The organism is Hymenobacter glacialis, assembly GCF_001816165.1.
Classification (GTDB): Bacteria; Bacteroidota; Bacteroidia; order Cytophagales; family Hymenobacteraceae; genus Hymenobacter; species Hymenobacter glacialis.
This window is the reverse complement of sequence record NZ_MDZC01000066.1, coordinates 1-24484: the sequence shown is the minus strand read 5'-3', so window position 1 is coordinate 24484 and position 24484 is coordinate 1. Positions and strand designations below refer to the sequence as shown.

Genomic DNA, 24484 nt, shown 5'->3' with positions numbered 1-24484 from the left:
ACCCCAACGTTGCGCGAGACTTATTTTTTCGCGCTGCCTGCCGCCATCGACTTGTAAATCACGTCGTGGATGCGCGTGCGGATATTGTACTGGCGCAGCTTGTTGTTGCCCGCATCGGGGTACACGCGGTTCGAGAGGAAGATGTAGAGAATATCGTTCTCAGGATCCATCCATACGCAGGTGCCGGTGAAGCCGGTGTGGCCGAAGGTGCTGGCCGGCGACAGGTTGCTGGTGGGGCCGGTGGGCTTGCTGGGGTCGCCGTGGTCCCAGCCCAGGCTGTGGCGGTTGCCGGCCACGCGGCTCCGGGCAAACTCCGTCACCACCGGGCTCTGGAAATACTGGGTGCCGCCGTAGCGGCCGTTTTGCAGGTTCATCTGCATGAGCACCGCTAGGTCGTTGGCGGTGGCAAACAGGCCGGCGTGGCCGCCTACGCCGCCTACCAGGGCCGCCGTCTGGTCGTGCACGGTGCCCTGCAGCTGCTCACGCCGGTAGTACGTGTCGTTTTCAGTGGGCGCAATGCAGCTTTTGGGAAAGCGCTGCAGCGGGTTGTAGGTCATGCTGCCCAGGCCCAGGGGCCGGTAGAAGTTGTCCTGCAGGAAGTTCTCAATAGGCTCCTTCAACAACTTCTCGCACACCCGCTTCATCACAATAAAGCTCAGGTCGGAATATTCAATGGGGTATTTGCCCTTTATTTTGGGCATCAGGCTGGAGCGCATGGTCCAGGCCCACACCGAGTCGTCGGCCGCTTTGGTGCTGTATTCGCCGGGTATTACTTCGTTGGGAAAGTCCTCGGAGCGCGTGCTGGCGTAGAAAGTAGGCTTGAGCCCGCGGCTGGTGACGGTGCGTTCCCAGGTCGGAATACCCGGCTTGAGCCCTGCCTGGTGCATGAGCACGTCGCGAATGGTCATCTCGCGCTTGTTGGTGCGCGTGAGCTCGGGCAGATAGGTAGCCACTCTGGCATCCAAATCCAGCCTGCCCTGGTCGCGCAGGTACATCACCGCCTGTAGCGTGCCAGCCACTTTGGTCACCGAGGCCAGGTCATACAAAGTGCTGCTGGTCACGGGCTGCGACTGGTCGTAGGTGCAGTAGCCGTAACTCTGGTCAAATACCACGGTGCCGTTGCGGGCCACCAGCACCTGGCAGCCAGGGGCGGCGGCGTAGGTCTGGCTTTCCAGGGCAATGTTGTCAATCTGGGCCAGCACGCGCGAGCTCAGGCCCTGGCTCTCGGGGGTGCCGTAGCGCAGGCGTTTCAGGTCGGGGGTGGCAATGCCGGTGGCTACTTTGAGGGTGGGCGATACCGTGACCGGCAGCTTGCCTCGGGCGGGCAGAGCCCCGAACAGGATTTGCGGCACCACCAGTTGCGCCGCGTAGTGGTCCTCGTAGCCACACACTAGGGTGCGGGCATTCTCCAGGTACTTCAGGGCGTAGGCGTTGCCCATGGCCACCACCACCGTCTTCAGTTTTGGATTGGCCTGCAATTTCTTGATGAACCGCAAAGCTCCGTCGCCCATGCCATAGCTGTGGACGGGCGTATTGTTCATGCCGTGCAGGCTCACCACCACCACGTTGTAGCCCGCCAGCCGGGAGGCAATGCGGGTAAAGGTGGTATCGTCGGCGTAGCGGTTGGGCACGGCGTACACCGCACCGGGCTGGTACTTGTTGAAAATGGTGCCGTACGGCCCCTCCGCCTGGGTGCCAATGGTGATGGCCGCAATGCGCAGGGTATCCAGCCGCTGGAAGGGCAGGAGCTTGTCGTCGTTCTTTACCACCGTCACGGCATGCTCAAAAATGCTCTGGGCCAGGGCTTTGGTACTGGGCTGGTTGAGGCTGTCGCGCAAGGTGGCCAACCGCGCCGGCTGGTACTTCGACAACCCGGCCCAGTGCTTTACCCGCAATATTTTCTTGATGCGAAAGTCCAGGTCCGCCTGATTCAGCTTGCCCGCGGCCACGGCCTCCTGAATGCGGAGCAGCGCCGACGGCACGTCTTCCGAAAACAACAGCACATCGTTGCCGGCGGCCAGGGCCATGGCGTCCAACTCACCGTCTTTGTAAAGCTTGCTCACGCTCTTCATGTTGAGCGCATCTGTGAACGTCAGGCCCTTAAAGCCCATCTTGGTCTTCAGCAGGTCCGTCACCAGGGCCTTCGAGAGCGTCGTGGTCTTGGCATTGGTCGTGTCGAAGAGCGGCATGTACAGGTGGGCCACCATCACGCCCATCACACCGGCCTCGAAGGACTGCTGAAAGGGCACCAGGTCCACTTTGGTCAGGCGGGCCAGGTCGGTATTGATGACCGGCAGGGCCACATGGGAGTCGGTGTCGGTATCGCCGTGGCCGGGGAAGTGTTTGGCCACAGCCATCACGTTATGTTCCTGCAAGCCCTTGATGTACTGCACGCCCCACTTGGCCACCTGCTCCTGGTCCTCGCCAAACGAGCGGTTGCCGATGACGGGGTTGCCGGGGTTGGAGTTCACGTCAATCACCGGCGCAAAGCTGATGTGCACGCCCAGGGCCCGCATTTTGCGGGCAATGTCGCGGCCCATCTGGTACACGTACTTGGGGTCGTCCATGGCGCCCAGCGTCATCTGCTTGGCGTAGTGGGCCGAGGAGTCGAGGCGCATATCGAGGCCCCATTCGGCGTCCATGGCAATGAGCAGCGGTACCCGGGCCGCCGCCTGAAAGCGGTTGGTGAGCAGGGCCTGGCGCTTGGGGCCTCCCTGTAGAAACATCACACCGCCAATGGATTGGCTGCGAATAAGGCGCTCGATGCGGTCGGCGTGGCTGCGCTCCTTATTGGAGTACGCGGCCACCATAAACAGCTGGCCGAGGCGCTGCTCGGGCGTGAGCGAGTTAAACACGCTGTCTACCCACGCGGCTTCGACGGGCGATGCCGGCAACGGGTCGCCGGGGAGCTTGGGATTCTCGGAAAACGACAGCAGCAGGCCCGTGGCCAGCAGCAAAGCAAATAAGCCGAGCTGCAGAGGGATGCGCATCAGCCCCGTGGGGTTGGTGGGTGAGTTCAAGGGCAAACGGGTCGCGAAGGGCGTACTTTTGTCGTGGTTAACAGCGGAACTCGCCGCGTGGGTTTGGAGGTTCCAACCGTAGCCGACTTTGGTGCGAAATGACGACGGCACTGCCGTAAAATCTCATACCAGAGTGGCGCTATTTAGCCGCAAAGGTACGCAGAAAACCTCGTGTAGGATTTGAAACGCGGCCGATTTTCAGTTATTGCCGGGCACGTTTCGGCTTGTTCGCGTGCTGGTTAAGTATTTTTTGTTTCCTCCTGCGCAAGCTGCTGCGTGCGTTCCCATCCCATGCCTGATATTATACACCTGCTGCCCGAGTACCTCGCCAACCAGATTGCGGCCGGCGAGGTAGTGCAGCGCCCCGCCTCCGTGGTGAAGGAATTGCTGGAAAACGCCGTGGATGCCGGCGCTACCCAGGTGCAGCTCATTGTGAAAGAAGCCGGTAAGCAACTGGTGCAGGTGGTGGACAACGGCGCCGGCATGAGCCCCACCGATGCCCGCATGAGCCTGGAGCGCCACGCCACCAGTAAAATCCGCTCGACCGAGGACCTGTTTCGCATCCGCACCCTGGGCTTCCGGGGCGAGGCGCTGGCCAGCATTGCGGCCGTGGCCCAGGTAGAAATTCGCACCAAGCAGCGCGAGCACGACACCGGCACGCTGCTGCTCGTGGAAGGCTCGCAGGTGACCAGCCAGCAGCCCACCGCCTGCCCCGACGGCACCAGCATAGCGGTCAAAAACCTGTTTTTTAATGTGCCGGCCCGGCGCAACTTTCTTAAGAGCAACGCCGTGGAAATGCGGCACATCCTCGACGAGTTTCAGCACGTGGCCCTGGCCAACCCGCAGGTGGCCTTCTCCCTCTACCAGAACGAGCTGGAGGTATTTGGCCTGGCCGCCGGCAAGCTTAGCCAGCGCATTGTGGCGCTGCTGGGCAACGGCTACAAGGAACAGCTCGCGGCTTGTGAGGAAGTGACGCACTCCATTGCTGTGAAGGGATTTGTGGGCAAGCCCGAGTCGAGCAAGAAGAGCCGGGGCGACCAGTTCTTCTTTGTGAACAACCGCTTCATTCGCTCGGCTTACCTCAACCATGCCGTGCTGGCCGCTTACGAGGGCCTGCTGGCCCGCGACACGCACCCATTCTACGTGCTGTTTCTGGAGCTGGACCCCAAGGCCATCGACATCAACGTGCACCCCACTAAGACAGAAATTAAGTTTGAGGACGAGAAAACGGTGTACGCCGTGGTGCGCGCGGCCGTGAAGCAGAGCCTGGGCCTGCACAACATCGCGCCTTCGCTGGACTTCGACGGCGACGTGAACTTTGCGCCCATCCGGCCGCTGCGCACGGGCAAGGGCACGGGCCTGGTGCCCATCGAGGCCGACGACCACCTGCCCGCCGCCACCGCCGCCGACCGCGCCGCCAGCAGTGATGGCTACCGCCCCGATGCCCTGGCGGCATCAGCCGCTGCGGCGGCCGCGTCACGGACGCCGGCGGGGCCATCGGGCTTTTCCAACTTCAATTCCGATACCCGCCGCGACGGCTACGAGCGCCAGCTGCCGCCGCGCCCCACTGAGCAGGCCCGCCGCGAGCTGGAAGCCTTCTACCGCGAGCTGGGCCAGCCTGTGAAAGACCAGCCCGCCCTGGATAGCGCCACCATGCGCAGCTTCGAAACGCCCGCTATCAGCGACCTGGCGCCCGGAGCAGCGCCCGATTTGTCGCTGGGGCTGGCCATGCCAGAGGTTTCCCTGGCCCAGCCCGTGGCGGGCCGCGAGCGGGAAGGCGGCGGCTCGGGCAGCCGGGCCGTGCAGGTGCAGCAGCGCTACGTGCTGGTGCCCGTGAAGTCAGGCGTGCTGCTCATCGACCAGGAAGCGGCCCGCGAGCGGATTCTGTACGAACAGTACCGCCAGGAGCTGAGCCGCGCCGTGGGCACGTCCCAAACGCTGCTGTTTCCGCGCACCGTCACGTTCAGCCCCACCGATTTTGCGGTGCTGCTTGAGCTCACCGAGCCGCTACACGCGCTGGGCTTCATCTTTGTGGAGTTTGGGCCCAATACCATTGCCGTGGAGGCCATTCCGGCCGGTATGCCTGCTCAGGACGAGAAGGAGCTGCTGGAAAGCCTCATTGAGCAGTTCCGGAATACGGCCGGGCCGCTCAAGCTCGACCAGGGCGAGAGCCTGGCCCGGGCGCTGGCCCGCCGCGTGGCGGCTGGCACCGCGGCTACCCGCCTGCCCGAAGCCGAGCTGAGCGCCCTGGCCGACCGCCTGTTTGCCTGCCAAACGCCCGGCTACACCCCCGACGGCCGTAAAACCCTGGTGCTGCTGGACGGGCAGCAGCTGGCCGATTTTTTCCGTAAGTAACCTTTCCATTTCTTCGCTGCTTTACCAAAGCCCCGCGCTCGCCGCTAGCTTTGCCCGCACTACTTCCGCTCATCGACTCTCCATCCGTTGGGTGGAGCCATCCGCCGCTTCATGTTCAACCTGACTCCCACGGTTCGCAACCTGCTTATTGCGAACGTTCTATTTTTTATAGCGCAACAGAATATTCTGCCGTTGCTGACTCAGGTGGGCAGTCTGTACCCCATCGGGTCGCCTTATTTCTACCCCTGGCAGTTTTTTACCTACATGTTTTTGCACGCCGGCTGGGGGCACTTGTTAGCCAATATGTTCGGCTTGATATCGTTCGGCCCATTGCTGGAGCAGCGCTGGGGTGCCTCGCGCTTTCTCACGTTCTGGATGGTGTGCGGGATAGGGGCGGGCGTACTCTACGAAGGCGTGCGGGCCTACGAAATACACCAGTTTGAAACCGCCTACATTGAAGTACGTCAAAGCATGAATGCCGTCGACTACGACTCCTTCATGGAAAAAAGCGGTCTGAAGCAGGCCAGCGACGAGGCCGCGGCCAGCGCCCTGGAGCGCAGCCCCAACGACGAATCGCTGCGCCAGGCCATGGTGGAGCAGGTGGATAGGGTGCACCAGTACGTGACCTCCCGGGCTGCTGGCATGCTGGGTGCCTCCGGGGCCCTGTTTGGGCTGTTGTTCGCCTTCGCGTATCTGTTTCCCAATACCGAGTTGATGCTGCTGTTTTTCCCGTTTCCCATCAAAGCCAAGTACTTCGTGTTCCTCTACGCGGCCTACGAGCTGTATGCCGGCGTGCACCGCACCCCCGGCGACAACGTGGCCCACTTCGCCCACCTCGGCGGTCTGGTAATCGGGTTTGTTGTGCTCAAATTCTGGGAGAACGGCCGCGAGCGGTTCTACTAAACCCCGGCGAGCGGGCTAGCTGCTATTTTGTGATAATCACCCTATCTGTTTACTTAGAGACATGAGCATCGTTCAAGATATTCGCACCGCGTTTAGTCGCCGCGACAACGCCCTCATTCAGCTCATTTTGCTGAACGTGCTGGTGTTTGCGGGCCTCATTGTGTTGCGCGCCGTTCTCACACTCACCAGCTTCGGTAGCTATTACCCGCCCGTGATGCGGCAGTTTGAGCTTTCGTCGGCCCTGCCCGTGCTGTTGCGCCACCCCTGGACCCTGCTCACGTACGCCTTCACCCACCAGGGGTTCTTCCATATCTTGTTCAACCTGCTGAACCTGTACTGGTTCGGGCAGCTGCTTCGCGAGTACCTGGGCGACCGCCGCCTTGTGAGCATCTACGTGCTGGGGGCGCTGGCCGGGGCCGTGGTGTTCCTGCTCAGCTACAACCTGATTCCGGAGTTCCGGCCAGCGGTGGGGCTGCCGGTTATTGGCGCTTCGGCGTCGGTCACGGCCATCATTGTGGCGGCGGCCACCTTATTGCCCGACTATACTTTCACGCTGATTCTTATCGGCCCGGTCAAGATAAAGTGGATTGCGGCCGTGGTGGTACTCATTTCCCTGGCCGGCGTGAACGGCGACAATGCCGGCGGCGAAATAACCCATCTTGGCGGCGCGCTGGTGGGCTTTTTGTTTATTAAACAGCTGCAGGCCGGTCGCGATTTGGGCCGTCCGGTGCAGGCCGTGGGCAACTTTTTTACCCGAATATTCGCCCGCCGTCCCACCATGAGCGTGAGCAGCACCCGCCGCCCCGAGCCCGTGACGGCTACATCCACCGGCGGCGGCAAAAAATCTGCCGTGGCGAGCCAGCCGCTGCAGGACGAAATCGATTTGATTCTGGACAAGATTTCGCGTTCCGGCTACGAGAGCCTGTCGAAGGACGAAAAGCAGAAGCTGTTTCGGGCCAGCCAGCAGTAAAGGCCCTGTGCGTTTCAGCGTCCGCGCCGGTATGAGCCGAGGCGCGAAATAGTGCATCTCCATTACGTGTTGGATAAGGCAATAAAAAAGGCCCCGCCGGAAATACCGGCGGGGCCTTTTTGCTGCTTGAGTAGGAGCAGTTACGCGGGCTGGCCCATCTTGTCCAGTGCGTCCATTACTTCCTTCACGTGGCCGCGCGAGGTTTCGAGCATGGCCTTCTCTTCGTCGTTGAGCTGCAATTCAATCACGCGCTCTACGCCGTTTTTGCCGAGGATAACCGGGGCACCGAGGTACACACCGTTGATGCCGTACTCGCCCTGCAGCTCCAGGCACACGGGGAACACCCGGCGCTGGTCGCGCACGATGGCTTCTACCATTTGAGCAGCAGCCGCGCCGGGCGCATACCACGCCGAGGTACCCATGAGCTTCACCAGTTCGCCGCCACCGTTCTTGGTGCGGTCCACAATGGCATCAAGCTCGGCCTTGCCGATGAGTTCGGTAACGGGAATGCCGCCCACGGTGGTGTAGCGGGGCAGGGGCACCATGGTGTCGCCGTGGCCACCCATGAGCACCGCCTGAATGTCTTTGGGGCTCACGTTCAGCGCTTCGGCCAGGAAGGCGCGGTAGCGGGCCGTGTCGAGGATGCCGGCCATGCCGAACACTTTTTCGCGGGGCAGCTTGGAGGTGAGGTGCGCCTGGTAGGTCATCACGTCGAGTGGGTTGCTCACGATGATGATGATGGCATTGGGCGAGTACTTAACCACCTGCTCGGTTACCGACTTCACGATGCCGGAGTTCACCGAAATCAGGTCGTCGCGGCTCATGCCGGGCTTGCGGGGCAGGCCCGAAGTGATTACTACCACGTCGGAATCGGCGGTGCGGGCGTAGTCGTTGGTCACGCCCACCGTGCGCGTATCGTAGCCGATAATCGGCGCTTTCTGCCAGATATCGAGGGCTTTGCCTTCGGCTACGCCTTCTTTAATGTCGAGCAGCACAACTTCGTTAGCAATTTCACGGGTGGCGAGCACATCGGCGCAGGTTGCGCCCACGTTGCCGGCTCCGACTACGGTAACTTTCATAGGATAAGGTGTTGGGGTTGGGAATACTGGAGCAAAAGTAACGCTCACATCGTAACTACCGTCGAAGTGGTCGTTTGGACTGGGGCTACCGTGCTACATCCGCTGCACGGTGAGCACCCGCTCAGTAGTGTCCTCTACCTTAAAACGGTCATCGACGCGCCAGCCCACCACCCAGCAGATTTTGCCGTCGGCCGAGGTCAGCACGCGCACCTCGTCTTTGAGGTTGAGCGGTACTTTCTGGTCGATGAGGAAGTCGCTGAGCAGCTTTTTGCCTTTCATGCCCAGGGGCATAAACCAGTCGCCGTCCTGCCACTTGCGCAGCGTGAGCGGAAATTTAATTTTGTCAGCATCGAGCGCGGCCGTGCTTTTGGAGCGCGGAATGATGAAGTGCTTGGCGTCTTCGTGCAACTCAGTTTTCAGGCGCATGCCGTCGGCTAGCAGGTCGGTTTGGCCGGCCGTGAGTTGAAAGGTGCCAAACTGCGTGAGGCGCCGCGGAGTGATAACCAGGTTTTCGCGGTCCTTCACCAGCCGGTGCGTGGGCGAATCGAAGCGCCGGCCGCTCTCGCCGGGGAAAGCCGCCACAATGTCCTTCACCACTGGCCAGGAAAAGCCGAAGGGCCGCAGCATCTCGTGCAGCACCAGCGCGGTGGCGGCGGTTTTTTGCAGCGTGGCAATGTTGAGATAGGTTACTTCGGCGTCGTCGCGGCGGGCCTGGGCGGTGGTATCGGCCACGTAGCGGCGCACAATTTCTTCGGCCCCGCCCACGCGCTCGGCCGTGCCGTGCATGGTTTGGTCCAGGTTGGGGTTGATTTCGCGCAGCACGGGCAGCACCTCAATGCGCAGCAGGTTGCGCTGGTACACGGGGCTGTCGTTGCTGTCGTCTTCGCGCCAGCGCAGGCCGCGCTCCACCAGGTAGTCGTGCAGGTCGTCGCGGCCCACGCCCAGCAGCGGGCGCACCACGTGCCCGTTTTTTACCTGAATGCCGTGCAGGCCGGCCAGGCCGGTACCGTGGGTGAGGTTGAGCAGCATGGTTTCGGCCTCGTCGCGCTGGTGGTGGGCCGTGGCGATGCAGGCCAGCCCCTGCGTCTGGCGCACCTGCTCAAACCAGCGGTAGCGCAGGAAGCGGGCCGCCATTTGGGTCGAAATGCCTTCCTGCTCAGCAAATTCCTTGGTCTGGAAAAATTCGGCGAAGTAGGGGAGGCCGTACTGCTTGGCCAGCTTGCGCACAAACTGCTCGTCGGCATCGGCATCTTCGCCGCGCAGCCCAAAGTGGCAGTGCGCCACCGCCACCTGCACCCCCATGCGGTGCAGCATGTCTAGTAAGACCACGGAATCGAGCCCGCCGCTCACGGCAACCAGAACGGCATCGTTTTCGATGGAGAAAAGAGCGTGCTCTTCAATAAAGCGGCGAACGATATCAAGCATGGTAAATTAACGTATTCAGGCAAATCTGTCGCGGGGCACCCCACGGGTACTACAGCGCAAAGATGGCCGTTAGCGCGGGCCCGGTCTGTACCTTTGAGTTCCGAATGTCCTTCACCCGATTCTTTTTCCTCTTTTTTCTGCTGTTGCCCTTGTGCGGGCAGGCGCAAGGCCAAGCCCAGCCGGTCCCGCGCCGGCCTGCGGCGCGCAGCCCGCGGCCGTCCATTGCGCCGCCGGTGGCCGGCAAGGGGGCGCCCATTCAGCTGCTCACCGCCGGCAAGCTGCTCGGTGGCGACTTCAATGGCGTGAAAATTCGCAAGTTGATTGACAACGTCAGCTTTCAGCAGGAAGACACCTTTCTGTACTGCGATTCGGCCTACCAGTACCTCGACCGCAACGAGGTGGAGGCCTTCAGCAACGTGCGGGTGGTACAGGGCGACACCATGACCATTACCGGAGACAAGGGTTTCTATAACGGCGACAAGCGCACCGCCCGCATGGTGGGCAACGTGGTGATGCGCGACACCCGCATGACCCTCACCACGCCCAGCCTGGTGTACGACCTCAACCGCAAAACGGCCTCCTACACCGAAACCGGCCACCTCACCGACCCGCAAAACACGCTGGATAGCCAGCAGGGCTTCTACGATACCAACTCCAAGGTATTCGTGTTCACCAACAACGTGCACCTCGTTACGCCCGATTCGGAGCTGAACAACGACCTGCTGCGCTACAATACGGTGTCCAAGATTGCCTACTTTGATGGGCCTACGCGCATCAAGGGCAAGCAGGGGAATCTGTATGCCGAGGGCGGTAATTACAACACCATTACCCGCGTTTCCAATTTCAAGAAAAACGCCAAAATTGACACGCCTAACTACTTGCTGGGCGGCGATGAGCTGGTGTACGACGAGGTGAAGATGTACGGCGTAGCCAAAGGCCACGTCAGCCTGATTTCGAAGAAAGACAACCTGACCCTGCGCGGCGACGTGGGCCGCTACTGGCGCGCCCTGGGCCGCACCAAGCTCTACGGTGGCCGGCCGGTGGTGCGCAACATCAGCGACAAGGATACCTTGTATATGGCGGCCGATACGCTGGTGAGCGTGGAAGCCCGCCCCGGCCAAACCACCACGCGCACGGTGCTCTACGCGTACCCGAGGGTGAAAATATTCCGGGGCGAACTGCAGGGCATCTGCGATTCGCTGACCTACGACCGGCAGGACAGCATCATTTACCTCAACCGCAACCCGGTGCTGTGGCAGGCCAAAAACCAGCTCACCGCCGACTCCATGCAAATCCGCTCGAAGCGCGGCCGGATTGACGAGATGCGCCTCTTCGGCAATGCCCTGGCCGTGGACCAGGATACGCTGCTGAACTTCAACCAAACCAAGGGCCGCAGCATGATGGCCTACTTCCGCGACAATAAGCTGCGGCGCGTGGACGTGCAGGGCAACGCCGAAAGCATCTTTTACGCCCTGGAAAACGACACCGCCACCACGGGCATGAACCGGGTGCTGTCGGCCAATATGCGGATGCTGTTTCTGGAGAGCAAGCTCAATAGGATAACGGTTCTCTCGAACCCCGAGGCCCGGTTTGTGCCGCCCCATGAGTTCAAGCCCGACGACCAGCGCCTGAAGGGCTTTCAGTGGCTGGCCAAGGAACGCCCCACCCGCCGTCAGGTGTTGGGCAAACAGTTCGACGACCGCCCCAAAAAACGCCCGGCGGCCAAGAAAAAAGCCACGCCTGCCCCCAAGACTCCCATAAAAAAAACGCCTGCCAAGCCCGCGCCCAAGCCTCCAGCCCGCCCGCTGGTAGCCAAGCCCGCCGCGCCGCCAGCGCCCGCCAAGGCAGTGCCCACGGGCCGCCCCTAGTTGCAACCTTTCGCGGCCGCCGGGCACTCTTGCCCCCGGTGTACGCCGCTGCCGCCGCGCCTCGTTTGCCTTCGCCGGCTCAAATCGTTACCTTTGCACCCCATATGCCGATTTCCCGCCTCACGGTTCTGTTTCTGCTGGTTAGTTCGCTCGTACTGGGCGCTTGTTCCAACAATTACCAGCGCCTGCTGAAAAGCACCGACGTTAATAAAAAGTACGAAGCTGCCATTGCCTACTACGAAAAGGGTGACTTTTTCCGTGCCGGTACGTTGCTCGAAGACCTGATTCCGCTGCTCAAGGGCCGCCCCGAGGCCGAAAAGGCCCAGTTCTACTTTGCCAATACCAACTACAAGCAGCGCAATTACGTGCTGAGCACGTTCTATTTCAAGCAGTTTGTGGACACATACCCTAACTCGGACTATGCCGAGGAGGCGTCATTCCTGAACTCAAAGTCACTGTTTCTCGATTCGCCGGGCTTCGAGCTGGACCAGACCAACACGGTGTCGGCCCTCGAAGCCATTCAGGATTTCCTGAATCGCTACCCCGAAAGCAAGTTCCGGCCCGAGACCGAGCGCATGTCGCAGGAGTTGCAAAAGAAGCTAGAGAGCAAGGCGTTTGAAAGTGCCCGCCTGTATTTTCAGCTGCGCTACAACCAGGCAGCCGTGGTAGCCCTCACCAATTTCCAGCAGCAATACCCCGCATCGGCCTTTGCCGAGCAGGCCGCGTACCTGCGCCTCAACGCGCAGTATGCCTGGGCCAAGGAGAGCATCGAATCGAAGCAGCGCGAGCGGTACCTCGAAGCCATCGCTTTTTACCAGCAATTCATAGACGGTTTTCCCCAGAGCAAAAACCTGAAATCAGCCCAGGACATGTTCGATACCAGCCAGGCCGAGCTTGTCAGGCTGAAATCGCTGCCCGCGGCGGCCTCTAACTAATCTTCAGTTGTTAATTGTTAGTTGCTGGTTGTCGGATATTCAACCAGCGCTGCCGTTCCAGGCACTAACAACAGACAACCAAAAACGAACAACTAATATATCAGCCCATGAAACCTAATCCCAACACCCCGTCGAGCTCCATCATCACGCGCAACGTGGCCGACATCACCGGCGACAACGGCAACGTGTACGAGGCCATCTCTGTGATTTCGAAGCGCGCCAACCAGCTGTCGATTAAGCTGAAGGAAGAGCTGAACGACCGGCTGGCCGAGTTTGCTTCTACCGTTGACAACCTGGAAGAAGTGTTTGAGAACCGCGAGCAAATCGAGGTTTCGAAGCAATACGAGCGGATGCCCAAGCCCACCAGCCTCGCCATTGAGGAGTTCCTGCAGGGCAAAATTCAGTATACAACGCCCGCACCAGAAGAGGTGCCGGTGCCCCGCGAGCTGTTCTAAAATCCCGCGGCCGAATAAATTGGTCGGGTACCAGAAGAACGTCATGCTGAGCTTGCCGAAGCATCTCTACCGCAGTAGTAATTCCTTACTTGCGCAGTGGAGATGCTTCGGCAAGCTCAGTATGACGTTCTTTTGTGACCCAGTAACCCGCAACAAATTTTTATGCCTGACAGCTTGCTTTCCCCTCTTGCCGGCCGCCGCATCCTGCTGGGCGTGAGCGGCAGCATTGCTGCCTACAAAGCGGCGGTGCTCACGCGCTTGCTGGTGAAGGCTGGGGCCGAAGTGCAGGTTGTCCTCACGGAGGCTGCAGCGGCGTTCGTCACGCCCCTCACGTTGGGCACTCTCTCCAAAAAGCCCGTGCTCATGGGCTTTTTGCGCGATGCGGCAGCCGGCGAATGGCACAACCACGTGGAGCTGGGCCTGTGGGCCGATGCGCTGCTCATAGCCCCTGCCAGCGCCAATACCATCGGGCAACTGGCCAATGGCCTGTGCCCCAACCTGCTTTGTGCCGTCTATCTGTCGGCCCGCTGCCCGGTTTTTATGGCTCCGGCCATGGACGTAGACATGTTTGCCCACCCCGCCGTGACGCAGAACCTGGCGCGCCTGCGCTCCTTCGGCAACCACGTATTCGACTCGCCCAGTGGCGAGTTGGCCAGCGGCCTGAGCGGCCACGGCCGCATGCTGGAGCCGGAGGACATCGTGGCGGCGCTGGAGGCTTTCTTTGCTGAATCAACCACAAAAAGTTAAACGTCGCGCTCATCTGGCGTACGCGCAGCCTAAGCATTCTACCGCGCCATTTGTCACCCTGAGCGCAGCGAAGGACCTTCTCACAGCGGAACGATTTGTTCTACCCTGATAGGGTGCTTCCTTCGTCAGCATGACAAGCGGCGTGGTAGAGATGCTTCGGCAAGCTCAGCATGACGTTCTTAGCCTAACCTACATTTCCAACGTGCACGTTCTGCTTACCGCTGGCCCCACTTACGAACCGCTGGACCCCGTACGGTTCCTGGGCAACCGCTCGACGGGCAAGATGGGCTATGCGCTGGCCGAGGCCTTCGCGGCCCAGGGGGCAGAGGTGACGCTGGTGAGCGGCCCCAGCCAGCTGCCGGACCCCGCCAGCCCGCGCATTCGCACGGTGCGGGTGGAAACGGCGGCCGAGATGTTTGCCGCTGCCGCCGAAGTGGCGCCCAGGGCCGATGTGTGGGTGTTTGCGGCGGCCGTGGCCGACTACCGGCCCGCCCAGATAGCGCCGGAAAAGATTAAAAAAACGGGCGACACCATGACGCTGGAGCTGGTGAAGAACGTGGACATTGCGGCCACGCTCGGACTAAGCAAGCGGCCTGAACAATTTGCGGTGGGTTTTGCGTTGGAGACTACAAACGAGCTGGCCCACGCCCAGGGCAAGCTGCACCGTAAGAAATTCGACCTCATTGTGCTGAATTCGTTGCGCGATGCCGGCGCGGGTTTTGGCCACGACACCAACAAGGTGACCGTGCTGGATACCGCCGGCCAAATCGTTAATTTTGAGTTGCAGTCCAAAGCCGATGTGGCCCGCGGACTGGTACGCCTGATTCTGGACCGCCTGCCCTAAGTACCCCATGATGCGAAAACTTCTCGCCGTGTTGCCCCTCGTTGCGGTGCTGCTGCTGGCGGCACCCGTTGCCCACGCCCAGGAACTGCTGGCCGAGGTGCAGGTGACCACCCAAAACGTGACCATCACGGACCCCACCATCGTGGGGCAGATGCAGAACGACATCCGCACCTTTCTCAACAACCGGTCCTGGACCAACCAGACCCATCGGCCGGAGGAAAAAATCCGGCTGCGCGTATTCATCGGCATTGAGAAGATTCCGCAAAACGGGTCGTATCAGACCACCATGCGCATGATTTCGACGCGCCCGGTGTACGGTACGGGCTACGAAACCAACGTTATCAGCATCGTTGACCGAAACTTTAATTTCAACTACTCGCCGCAGGCGCCGCTGGACTTTTCGCCCAATAGCTTCGTGTCCAACCTGTCGTCGCTGCTGGGCTACTATGCCTACATGGTCATCGGCATCGACCGCGACACATTTGCGCCGCTTGGGGGCACGCCGTATTACGAGCTGGCCCGCAACGTGGTGAACTATACGGGCAACCAGACCAGTACCAATGAGCCCGATGCCGGGTGGCTCGGTTTGGGCTCGCGCGACCGGCATTTTCTGCTCGACAACCTTACCGACCCCCAGCTGCAGGCCTTCCGCACGGGCCTCTACGGCTACTACCGCCAGGGCATGGACGTGTTTGTGGAGAAGCCCGTAGAAGCCCGCACCTCCGTGATGCAGGCTCTGACGGGGATTCAGAAAGCCGCCGTGACGCGGCCGAATACCTTGTTCGCCCGCTCTTTCTTCGAGGCCAAGTCCGACGAAATTGCCAACATCTTCCGCACCAGTCAGGACCAGCGCCAGAAGCAGGAAATGGTGACTATGCTCATCGAAGTGGACCCAGCGAACGCAGCGAAATACCAGAGTGTTCTGAAATAAATTAATCAGCTAAAACGGTCATGCTGAGCTTGCCGAAGCATCTCTATCGTGCAACTAATCAATTTTAGTATTGCAGTAGAAATGCTTCGGCTGCGCTCAGCATGACGTTTTAGCTGACATTCTAACCTGTTTATGCTAGTCGATTTACGGATTAATAATTACGCTCTAATTGAACAATTGGAGTTGCGGCCGTCGCCACTTTTAAATATCATCACGGGTGAAACGGGTGCCGGCAAATCCATCATGCTGGGCGCTATTGGGCTGCTGCTGGGCAACCGCGCCGACTCGCGCATGCTGTTCGATACCGACCGCAAGTGCGTGATTGAAGGGCAGTTTAACATTGCCAATTACCAGCTGCAGGATATTTTCGAAGCCGAGGATTTGGACTATGACGTGCAGTGCATTCTGCGGCGCGAAATAAGTCCGAACGGCAAGTCGCGGGCTTTTGTGAACGACACGCCCGTGACGCTGGATGCCCTGCGGAAAATCGGCGCCAACCTGATGGACATTCACTCGCAGCACGACACGCTGCTGCTGGGCGATGCCGTGTTTCAGCTCAACCTGCTGGATTTGTACGCCGGGCTGGTGCCGCAGCGCACGCACTACAGCAACGCTTTCCGGCAGTACCGCAAGCTGGAAGCCGACCTGCAAACCTTGGAAAGCCAGGCCGCCCAGGCCAGCAAGGAGCTGGACTACAACAGCTTCCTGCTGAACGAGCTGGAAGAAGCCCGCCTCGACACCGAAGACCAGGACGCCCTGGAGCAGGAGGTTAAGCAGCTGGAGCACGCCGAGGAAATCAAGTACAAGCTGAGCCAGGCCCTGCACGGGCTGCGCGACAGCGAATCCTGCGCCACCGGCAGCATGAAAGACGCCGTGATGTTGCTGGGCCAGGTGGCCAATTACGCCGATAATTTCCGGGAGCTGCGCGAACGCCTCGACAGCTGCCTGATTGAGCTGCACGACATCGCCGACGAAGTAGAAACCGCCGAGCGCCGCACCGAGGGCGACCCTGCCCGCGCCGAAGAATTGCAGGACCGCCTCAACGTGCTTTACACGCTGCAGCGCAAGCACCAGGCCCGCGACCTCCAGTCCCTGATTGCAGTGCGCGACAGCCTGCGCCAAAAAGTGAGCTCGGTGCTGAACCTGGACAAGGAAATCAGCCGGCTGCGCAAGGATTCGGACGCCGCGCTGGCTGCCGTGACCAAGCAGGCCGCCAAGCTCTCGGAAAGCCGCCGCAAGTCGTTTCCCACCTTCGAGAAGCAGCTGGGCCTGCTGCTGGCCGACCTCGGCATGCCGCACGCCCGCATTGTGGTGCAGCACAGTGTTGGGCCACCTGCTACCAGTGGCACCGATGTGGTGAACATCCTCTTCACGGCCAACAAAGGCGCCCAGCCCCAGACGCTCAGCAAAGCAGCCTCGGGCGGGGAGTTTTCGCGCCTGATGCTGTGCATCAAGTACATGCTGGCCGATAAGACGGCCCTGCCCACGATAGTATTCGACGAAATTGACACCGGCATCAGCGGCGAAATTGCCGTGAAAGTGGGCCGTATGATGCAGCAAATGGCGCACAAGCACCAATTGATTGCCATTTCGCACCTGCCGCAAATGGCCGCCGCCGGCGACGTGCACTACTTCGTGTACAAGGAAGACCGCGCCGACCGCACCGTGAGCCGCATCCGCGAGCTGAACCAGGACGACCGCATCAAGGAAATTGCGCACATGATTGCGGGCGCCAAGCCCAGCGAAAACGCCTACCAGAGCGCCCGCGAGCTGCTGGCGCTGCGGGGCGAGGTGGCAGCGTAGTGCGGTAGGCATTAGCTTGCCGTCAAATTCCTACTTTTGTCCGGCCGTTATACTTTCACGGCCCTGCGGTGCCAGCTAAAGCTTATCTCACATTCCCATGCCTAACAACCTCCTCGCCGGCAAAGTCGGCATTATTTCCGGTGCGCTCAACGAACATTCCATTGCCTGGAAAGTAGCCCAGCGGGCGCACGCCGAAGGCGCCCGCTTTGTGCTCACCAACGCCCCGCTGGCTATGCGCATGGGCGAAATCAACAAGCTGAGCGAGGAGTGCAACGCGCCCATTATTCCGGCCGATGCTACTTCCACCGAAGAGCTGGAGGCGCTATTTTCGGGCGCGCAGGAAAAGCTGGGCGGCAAGATTGACTTCGTGCTGCACAGCATTGGCATGAGTGCCAACATCCGCAAAAAGAAGCACTACGGCGAGCTGGACTACAAATTCTTCCAGCAGACGATTGACGTATCGGCCATGTCATTTCACAAGATGATGGCCGTGGCCGAGAAGCAGGACGCCATGAACGAGTGGGGCAGCATCGTGGCCCTGAGTTACATCGCGGCCCAGCGCGCCTTCCTCGACTACACCGACATGACGCAGGCCAAGGCCATGCTCGAAAGCATTGCCCGCAGCTACGGCCAGCGTTTCGGCAAGCTCAAGAAAGTGCGCGTGAACACCGTGTCGCAGTCGCCCACCAAAACCACGGCTGGCACCGGCATCACCGGTTTCGATGCGTTCTACAACTTCGCCGACATGATGTCGCCGCTGGGCAACGCGCCCGCCGAGGCCTGTGCCGACTACTGCATTTCGCTGTTTTCGGACCTGACCCGCTACGTGACCATGCAAAACCTGATGCACGACGGCGGCTTCAGCACCACCGGCATCTCGGCCGAGATTGTGGACGTGATGACCAAAGCCGCTGGCGCGCAGGAATAAGTATAGCTGATTACAGGAAATGAGAAAGCCCGGCCAGATGGTCGGGCTTTCTCATTAGTAGTCAGTCAGTGCGTTTGGAAAATAGTGTCGTTGGGAGTCACATAGAAACCGTTATTGCTTTGACGTACCAAAACGGAGTGGTCGCCTGCAATTTCGAATAGGGTTAGCCAGCAGTCCAAAGCAGTTGACTACAATACTACCCCCGCGAATACGCGAACTAAAAACGGTATTGCCACCGTGACACGAATTCAAATCAGCGTGATAAGAATACGGGCCTGGAATCTGGTTTGAATCGGTAACTTCGAATTTACAGCGGATTCACGAATAGTGAATCCATTAGGATATAGGAACGCAATATTTTGCGTCTCTACGATACCGACATATCGTTCGCAAAGCCGCTATTAGGCTAGGCTTTTAGGAGTTGGTTGTATTGGTTTCTATAAAAATAGAGCATGCTTATGTTGAGAATCAAAAGCATAAGCGCCCCGTAAATTTTGGCAGGGTCTAATGAAATATGAAATAGAACGGCATTAATGGAAACGCTCATCAGTATGACAGCCATCAGGGCTCCGTACTTATTGAATATAAAGGCCAGGGCCGAAACGATTTCCACAACTCCGACCATCTGCATCACACCAGTGGATGACAAGCTTGCAAAATAAGCGTCGGCCTTGGGTGCCATCTCGGGGAAAGGGATGTAATTAAAAAAATGGTCAAATCCGAAGAAGAGCAGAAATACTCCAAAAAGAATTCGCACACTTGTGAACAGTTTACTTGTCATAATTTCTACCTAAAGACGGTGATTGTCAAATGTACACCTCAAACAGCAAAGCGCCACCGTTGGCCGTTATAGTGGTTTTATAAACGGTGTGCCTACTTGGCAGCCTGCTTTTTTTAGCCGGCCGCCAAGTCTTAAGCAGGGCAATGGGGAAGTTTCCTCATCTCCGCATTACGGCTACCGGGCGGGCAGCTTAGCGCCGCCTGCCCAGTGGACACACTATTTTCATTAAGAAGGGAACTTACAAGGGAAAACTCATTCTTGCGGGTGCCAAAACCTTTGTGAAGCTCATTGGCGAAGACCGGGACAAAATCATCCTAACCAATGACGACTACAACCAGAAAAAGAGCATTTTGGGGATGACAAGGGCACGTCGGGCTCGTCGAGCGGCTGCCTGTACGGCAACGATTTTGTGGCCGAGAACCTGACATTTGCCAACTCCTCGGGGCCGGTGGGGCAGACGCCAATCCCAAAGCGCGGGTGCCGTGGTCGCGCCAGCTCACGGCCCGGGAAGCCCGGAAACACACGCTTAAACGTATTTTCGAAGCCTAAACCCCTTGGCGCCTGCAGTAGTAACGCAATATTTTGCGTGGAGTTGAATGGCACCGGCAAACGGTGGTCGGTAGTCGCGGCCGATGAGCCGTAAAATGTGGCGTTGCTACCTCACATTAATACCCGCGGCTTAGCTCCACCATATTCTCCAGCGGCTGGCCGCTCCGGAGCAACTCCAGGTTGCGCAGCAGCGTGTCCACTTTGCCCTCGTCTTCGAAGGGCTGGCCACCGCCGGTGTGCTGGGTGAGCAGCACGTTGGGCAGGTCCCAAAGCGGGTTGGTGTCGGGGAGCGGCTCGGTGGCGGTTACGTCGAGCACGGCGCCGCCCAGGTGGCCGCTTTGCAGGGCGGCAATGAGGGCGGGCTCGTCGGTGGTGTTGCCGCGGCCCACGTTGGCGTAGATACTACCGGGGCGCATGGCGGCAATGAGGTCGGCGGAGAAAAAGCCCTCGGCGCTGCCGGGAAGGCAGTTTATCACGATGTCGGTGTCGGGCAGGGCGGATTTGAGGGCTTCCCGGGAGTGCAGCTGGGCTTGCGGGGCGGTGCGGGCCAATAGCTGCACCCGGCACCCGAAGCCGCTGAGCTGCTGCCGCACGGCCAGCGCAATGGCGCCCGCCCCGAGGACAACTACCTGGCGGCCGCGCAGCAGCCGGGCGCGGTTGCGCACGAAGGCGCCGCCCACCCACCGCTTTTCGGCTTGCAGCACGGCCAGCTCGGGCAGGTGGCGGAAGAGGGCCAGCAGGCCCGCTACCATGGTTTCGGCGCAGGGCCAGGCAAAGAAGTCGCCCATGTTGGCCACCGGCACGCGTAGCTCCACCCCGCGGTAGCGCTCAAAACCGGAGGAGTCAATCTGCCAGAAGCGCAGATTGGTCAGCGGACCAACAAGCAAGGCCGGCGACGGGTTGCCCAGCAGCACCTCGGCTGCCTGGAGGGCGTCGCGGGTTTGTCCGTGGTTGAGGTCGGCCCCAAAAGTGGCTTCTACGTCGGTGGGCAGCTGTTGCAGCAGGTAGGCGCGGGCAGCGGCGCTCAGGGGAGAAAAAACGAAAAGACGCATGTGAAAGAGTGAGCAAAGGCTGAATTGGAGCCGGCGGCCGTTATACGCGGACTGGCCTCGTGCTGCTGTGGACAGGGCAAAAAAAGGGGTCTAGCCGTTGCGGGAACCTTCTTAAAGCTGTTTAGGCAGTCAAAAAAACCGTCATGCTGAGCTTGCCGAAGCATTTCTACCGCTTTGTTGAGCCGGTTGAATTGCTGTTGCGGTAGAGATGCTTCGGCAAGCTCAGCATGACGGTTTTTTGACTGCTCAAATAAGCTTAGTAGATAAGGCGCCATAAAAAAACTCCCAGCCAAGCGGCTGGGAGTTCTCATGGTTATCAAAATTAGAGCCGTGCGATTAGCTGTCGGACTTCTTCACTTTGACTTTGCCTTTTTTGGCTTTCATCTTGGTGTCCATCGTTTCGCGGCCGCGGTCCATGCTTTCTTCCTGCATAGCCGCATATTTGGTGTACTGGTCGGCGGTCAGCACTTCCTTAAACTGGGCCTCGTACTTGGCACGGCTGGCCTGCATCTGGGCGCGCATCTGGTCGCGGTTGGCGGCATCGCGAGCCTGGCCGCGCATGGCCTGCGTTTCCTGGCCGCGGGCCAGCAGGATTTGCTGCACCTTGGCGGTCTGGTCGGCGTTTAGGCCCAATTCGCGAGTCATGCGCTGGCTCTGGCGGGTGGCCATTTCTTCGGGGTTGCCCTGCTGCATGCGGCCGTTGCCGCGGCCTTGTGCCATGGTGCCTTGCGACATGGTGCCGGGGGTGGTGGTTTGGGCGGCGGCCGTGCTCACAGTGAAAGCAAAGGCGGCTACGAGGGGCATCAAAAAGGTTTTCATGGGTAATTGTGGGTTGGGGTTGATAATAATGGTCCAAAACAAGGGGCGGTGGACTGCGTGTTTGACTAGCAGGCCCAGCCCAAGGTTTAATCTTGCAATGCGTGGTGCTGCCAGGGTGTTTGCAAATTCTTAGCCGAAAAATGCCCAAAAACCCGAACCTGGACCGGCAGCGCACAAGCACCGACGAAAGGCGGAGGTTTGCAGACGAGCAATGGCAAAGCGCCGCTTCAGTTACCCGCGTATTCTCTCAAAATGCGGTTTTGAAGCATCCTGCCCCTTTTCGGGCCCACCGGTTTTGCCTAACTTTAAAGCCTTGTACTTCACGCTCAACCCTTACTTGATGAACAAATTGATACTGGCGGCACTTGCGGGCACCCTGGCCCACGCATTGCCAACCGCGGCCCAAACGGCTGAGAAAATCGACGCTGCGGCATTCGCCAAAATCCGCGACGAAGGCATGAACCGCTCCAAGGTGATGGAAACCGCTTTTTACCTCACCGACGTGAGCGGCCCGCGCCTCGCCAACTCCGACGGCCTGAAGCGCGCCAACGAATGGACCAAGAAGCAGCTCACCCAATACGGCCTGGCCAACGCCAACATTGAGCCCTGGGGCGATTTCGGCCGCGGCTGGGACATTGAGAAGTCCTACGTGGCCATGACGGCCCCCTACTACCACACCATGGTGGGCGCCCCCAAAGCCTGGACGCCCAGCACCCCCGGCGTCCTGCGCCTGCCCGTGGTGGTGATGAAAGCCGCCAACACCGAAGCCGACCTCGACCAGTACAAGGGCAAGCTGAAGGGCAAAATCGTGGTGATGAACGTGCCCACTCCACCCAAAAACGCCGAAGGCCCCGACCTGCGGCGCTACACCGACGACGAGCTGGCGAAAATGGCCGAGCCTGCCGCCCCCCGCCCCGCCGCCAACACCCCCGATGCCGCCGCCATGGCCGCCCGCCGCACCCAGGCCGCCCTGCGCACCAAAATGGCCGACATGCTGATGAGCGAAGGCGCCGCCGCCGTGCTCAGCGCCCGCGGGGGCATCTACGGCACCTTCAACACCACCAACGGCGCACCCTACGCCGCCGATGCCAAGCCGGTGCTGCCCGAGATTGAGATGACCCCCGAGGACCAGCTGCGCCTCATTCGCCTCGTGGAAGCCGGCATTCCGGTGGAAGTGGAAATGGAAACCAAAACCCGCTTCCAGTCCCAGGACCTGAAGGGCTACAACGTGGTGGCCGAAATCCCCGGTACCGACCGCAAGCTGAAAAGCGAAGTGGTGATGCTCGGCGGGCACATCGACTCCTGGCACGCCGCCACCGGCGCTACCGACAACGCCGCCGGCGTGGCCGTGATGATGGAGGCCGTGCGCATTCTCAAAGCCACCGGCATGAAGCCGCGCCGCACCATCCGCATTGCGCTGTGGGGCGAGGAGGAGCAGGGCCTGCACGGCTCGCGCAACTACGTGAAAAACAACTTCGGCGACCCCGCCACCATGAAGCTGCTGCCCGCCCACGAAAAGCTGAGCGCCTACTTCAACCTGGACAATGGCGGCGGCAAAATCCGCGGCATCTACGCCCAGGGCAACGAGGCCATCGCGCCCATCTTCGCCGAGTGGCTCAAGCCCATGGCCGACCTAGGCGCCACCACCGTCACGCTGCGCAACACCGGCAGCACCGACCACATCGCCTTCGACGCCGTGGGCCTGCCCGGCTTCCAGTTCATTCAGGACGGCCTCGACTACTTCCCCCAGACCCACCACACCAACCAGGACACCTACGACCGCCTCATTGCCGACGACCTCAAGCAAGCCTCGGTAGTAGTAGCCTCCTTCGTATACAACGCGGCTATGCGCGACCAAAAAATGCCCCGCAAGCCTATGCCGACGCCCGTTAAGCCGGCTCAATAACCAAAAAGGACTAGCTTCAAAAAGGCCCGGCTGAGCATTGCTCGGCCGGGCCTTTTTGCGTTTTTCAGAACGTAGAAATCATGGTGGATTGGGCCAGAAAAATAATAGCCGAGGACTGGTATTTTCAAAACGACTGTTTGTAAAGTGTTGTTGGGCCTTTATTTTACTTAAATCACCGTTTTAATGAACTTTGAGCAGTTTTGCTATTTTGCCTCAGGTAGGAAACCGCTAGGGCGACCAAGGCCTTAAAAACGCGTGTCAAACCGGCCCTCACTAACCGTTACTCGTCCGCAACCGGGGGTTTCCAAGGTGAAGGCGAACCGGCCCGATACGATGCGGGCGACCGGGTCCCAACGGGTGATTTGGACTGTGGCTACCTGACCGCTGCCCGTGAGGTATTGGCAATTCGTGAGGAAGTCCGAAAACACTAACAGGTTTTGCTTTGAATCCTTGAGCTGGTAATTGCCAGGCCCAGCGACCGGGTCAATCGCAAATTCTATCGATTGATTGGTGTGTGGGCTGCCGTTCGCGTTATTGATTGCCCGGCGACAACTGATACTAAGTCGGTTTTGATACCATTCGGCGGCCAGTACCGGCCCATTAAAAGGACTGCCCGCCTGGGTCCAGGGCTGGCCGTTGAGCAGGCAGCCGAAGGTGCGCTGGCCGGTTTGGGTTTCGGGCGGCAAAAGACTCACTGGGTTTTGCGGCGGGGGGGTGGGGTCGCTTTTCTTGTGGCACTGGCTCAGGCCCAACAGGGCGGCCAGCAGCACGAGTGGGTAGATTTTCATGAACGGAGGCGGTGAGGCACAACCAGAGGATTGCGATGCTCAAATATACCGGCTCGGTGGGTGCACATACCAAGTAATCTTCCGCCTCTTTCGACTTCACGAACGGCCCCTATCATTGAATAAATAACTTGCAGTTAAGTACATAGAACGCGATAAAGGGATATTGTCAAGGCGACGCCCAGAGAAATTAATTGAACCCTCCTTTCGGTGAACGGGCCATGTTCACCGACCCACCGTTTTCTCGAACTAATAAGTGACACGTCGGCTGCTTAGAGCTTCTTGTCGAAACGCCCTTGGGTGACGCGCACACTGTCGCAGCCGGGCTG

General features: G+C 59.9%; 17 protein-coding genes and 1 pseudogene. 11 read left to right on the top strand and 7 right to left on the bottom strand.

Features of this window, described 5'->3' with window-relative positions; all coding sequences use genetic code 11:
- Window positions 1-20: 20 nt before the first annotated feature.
- Window positions 21-3020, bottom strand: a complete 3000-nt coding sequence (locus tag BEN48_RS10210) for a glycoside hydrolase family 3 N-terminal domain-containing protein (RefSeq protein WP_241502237.1) — start codon at window positions 3018-3020, stop codon at window positions 21-23.
- Window positions 3021-3311: 291 nt separating this feature from the next.
- Here BEN48_RS10210 and mutL point away from each other — a divergent pair, with 291 nt between their 5' ends.
- The 3 genes from mutL to BEN48_RS10195 all read left to right on the top strand — a co-directional run bounded on the left by mutL (window position 3312) and on the right by BEN48_RS10195 (window position 7248).
- A complete protein-coding gene (gene mutL, locus BEN48_RS10205) occupies window positions 3312-5375 on the top strand; it encodes a DNA mismatch repair endonuclease MutL (protein WP_070734570.1) in 2064 nt (687 codons plus the stop codon).
- A 111-nt stretch (window positions 5376-5486) separates the two neighbouring features.
- Window positions 5487-6278, top strand: a complete 792-nt coding sequence (locus BEN48_RS10200) for a rhomboid family intramembrane serine protease (RefSeq protein ID WP_070734578.1) — start codon at window positions 5487-5489, stop codon at window positions 6276-6278.
- Window positions 6279-6339: 61 nt separating this feature from the next.
- Window positions 6340-7248, top strand: coding sequence for a rhomboid family intramembrane serine protease (locus BEN48_RS10195; RefSeq protein ID WP_070734569.1), 909 nt, complete (start codon window positions 6340-6342; stop codon window positions 7246-7248).
- A gap of 140 nt (window positions 7249-7388) precedes the next feature.
- Here BEN48_RS10195 and mdh read toward each other — a convergent pair whose 3' ends face one another.
- Both mdh and tilS read right to left on the bottom strand, forming a co-directional pair.
- Window positions 7389-8327 carry a malate dehydrogenase gene (gene mdh / locus BEN48_RS10190; protein WP_035566995.1) on the bottom strand — a complete coding sequence of 313 codons (939 nt, stop codon included), beginning with the start codon at window positions 8325-8327 and terminating at the stop codon, window positions 7389-7391.
- A gap of 93 nt (window positions 8328-8420) precedes the next feature.
- Window positions 8421-9752 carry a tRNA lysidine(34) synthetase TilS gene (gene tilS / locus BEN48_RS10185; protein WP_070734568.1) on the bottom strand — a complete coding sequence of 444 codons (1332 nt, stop codon included), beginning with the start codon at window positions 9750-9752 and terminating at the stop codon, window positions 8421-8423.
- Between the two features lie 104 nt (window positions 9753-9856).
- Between tilS and BEN48_RS10180 the strand changes: the two genes are divergently transcribed.
- The 7 genes and pseudogenes from BEN48_RS10180 to BEN48_RS10145 all read left to right on the top strand — a co-directional run bounded on the left by BEN48_RS10180 (window position 9857) and on the right by BEN48_RS10145 (window position 18263).
- A complete protein-coding gene (locus BEN48_RS10180) occupies window positions 9857-11620 on the top strand; it encodes an OstA-like protein (protein WP_070734567.1) in 1764 nt (587 codons plus the stop codon).
- Window positions 11621-11724: 104 nt separating this feature from the next.
- Complete coding sequence (locus tag BEN48_RS10175; protein ID WP_070734566.1) at window positions 11725-12555, top strand: outer membrane protein assembly factor BamD; 831 nt, start codon at window positions 11725-11727, stop codon at window positions 12553-12555.
- 107 nt (window positions 12556-12662) lie between these two features.
- A complete protein-coding gene (locus BEN48_RS10170; RefSeq protein ID WP_070731180.1) occupies window positions 12663-13010 on the top strand; it encodes a DNA-directed RNA polymerase subunit omega in 348 nt (115 codons plus the stop codon).
- Between the two features lie 162 nt (window positions 13011-13172).
- A pseudogene (locus tag BEN48_RS20190) lies at window positions 13173-14601 on the top strand (bifunctional phosphopantothenoylcysteine decarboxylase/phosphopantothenate synthase).
- Between the two features lie 28 nt (window positions 14602-14629).
- The gene (gene porD / locus BEN48_RS10155; protein WP_158010151.1) at window positions 14630-15532 is read left to right on the top strand and encodes a type IX secretion system protein PorD; all 903 of its coding nucleotides are present in this window, start codon (window positions 14630-14632) and stop codon (window positions 15530-15532) included.
- A gap of 132 nt (window positions 15533-15664) precedes the next feature.
- The gene (recN, locus tag BEN48_RS10150) at window positions 15665-17335 is read left to right on the top strand and encodes a DNA repair protein RecN (RefSeq protein ID WP_070734563.1); all 1671 of its coding nucleotides are present in this window, start codon (window positions 15665-15667) and stop codon (window positions 17333-17335) included.
- A gap of 97 nt (window positions 17336-17432) precedes the next feature.
- A complete protein-coding gene (locus BEN48_RS10145; RefSeq protein ID WP_070734562.1) occupies window positions 17433-18263 on the top strand; it encodes an enoyl-ACP reductase FabI in 831 nt (276 codons plus the stop codon).
- A gap of 406 nt (window positions 18264-18669) precedes the next feature.
- Here the strand turns inward: BEN48_RS10145 and BEN48_RS10140 are convergent, their stop codons facing one another.
- From BEN48_RS10140 to BEN48_RS10130, 3 genes are all read right to left on the bottom strand, one after another.
- Window positions 18670-19020: a hypothetical protein gene (locus tag BEN48_RS10140; RefSeq protein ID WP_206599848.1), complete on the bottom strand. Its 351-nt coding sequence runs from the start codon at window positions 19018-19020 to the stop codon at window positions 18670-18672.
- A gap of 689 nt (window positions 19021-19709) precedes the next feature.
- On the bottom strand, window positions 19710-20645 hold the full coding sequence (locus BEN48_RS10135) for a D-2-hydroxyacid dehydrogenase (protein WP_070734560.1): 936 nt from the start codon (window positions 20643-20645) through the stop codon (window positions 19710-19712).
- Between the two features lie 336 nt (window positions 20646-20981).
- Window positions 20982-21464, bottom strand: a complete 483-nt coding sequence (locus BEN48_RS10130) for a hypothetical protein (protein WP_070734559.1) — start codon at window positions 21462-21464, stop codon at window positions 20982-20984.
- 340 nt (window positions 21465-21804) lie between these two features.
- Between BEN48_RS10130 and BEN48_RS10125 the strand changes: the two genes are divergently transcribed.
- Window positions 21805-23370 carry a M28 family metallopeptidase gene (locus BEN48_RS10125; protein WP_070734576.1) on the top strand — a complete coding sequence of 522 codons (1566 nt, stop codon included), beginning with the start codon at window positions 21805-21807 and terminating at the stop codon, window positions 23368-23370.
- Between the two features lie 245 nt (window positions 23371-23615).
- Here the strand turns inward: BEN48_RS10125 and BEN48_RS10120 are convergent, their stop codons facing one another.
- Window positions 23616-24158: a hypothetical protein gene (locus tag BEN48_RS10120; RefSeq protein ID WP_070734558.1), complete on the bottom strand. Its 543-nt coding sequence runs from the start codon at window positions 24156-24158 to the stop codon at window positions 23616-23618.
- Between the last annotated feature and the right edge of the window lie 326 nt (window positions 24159-24484).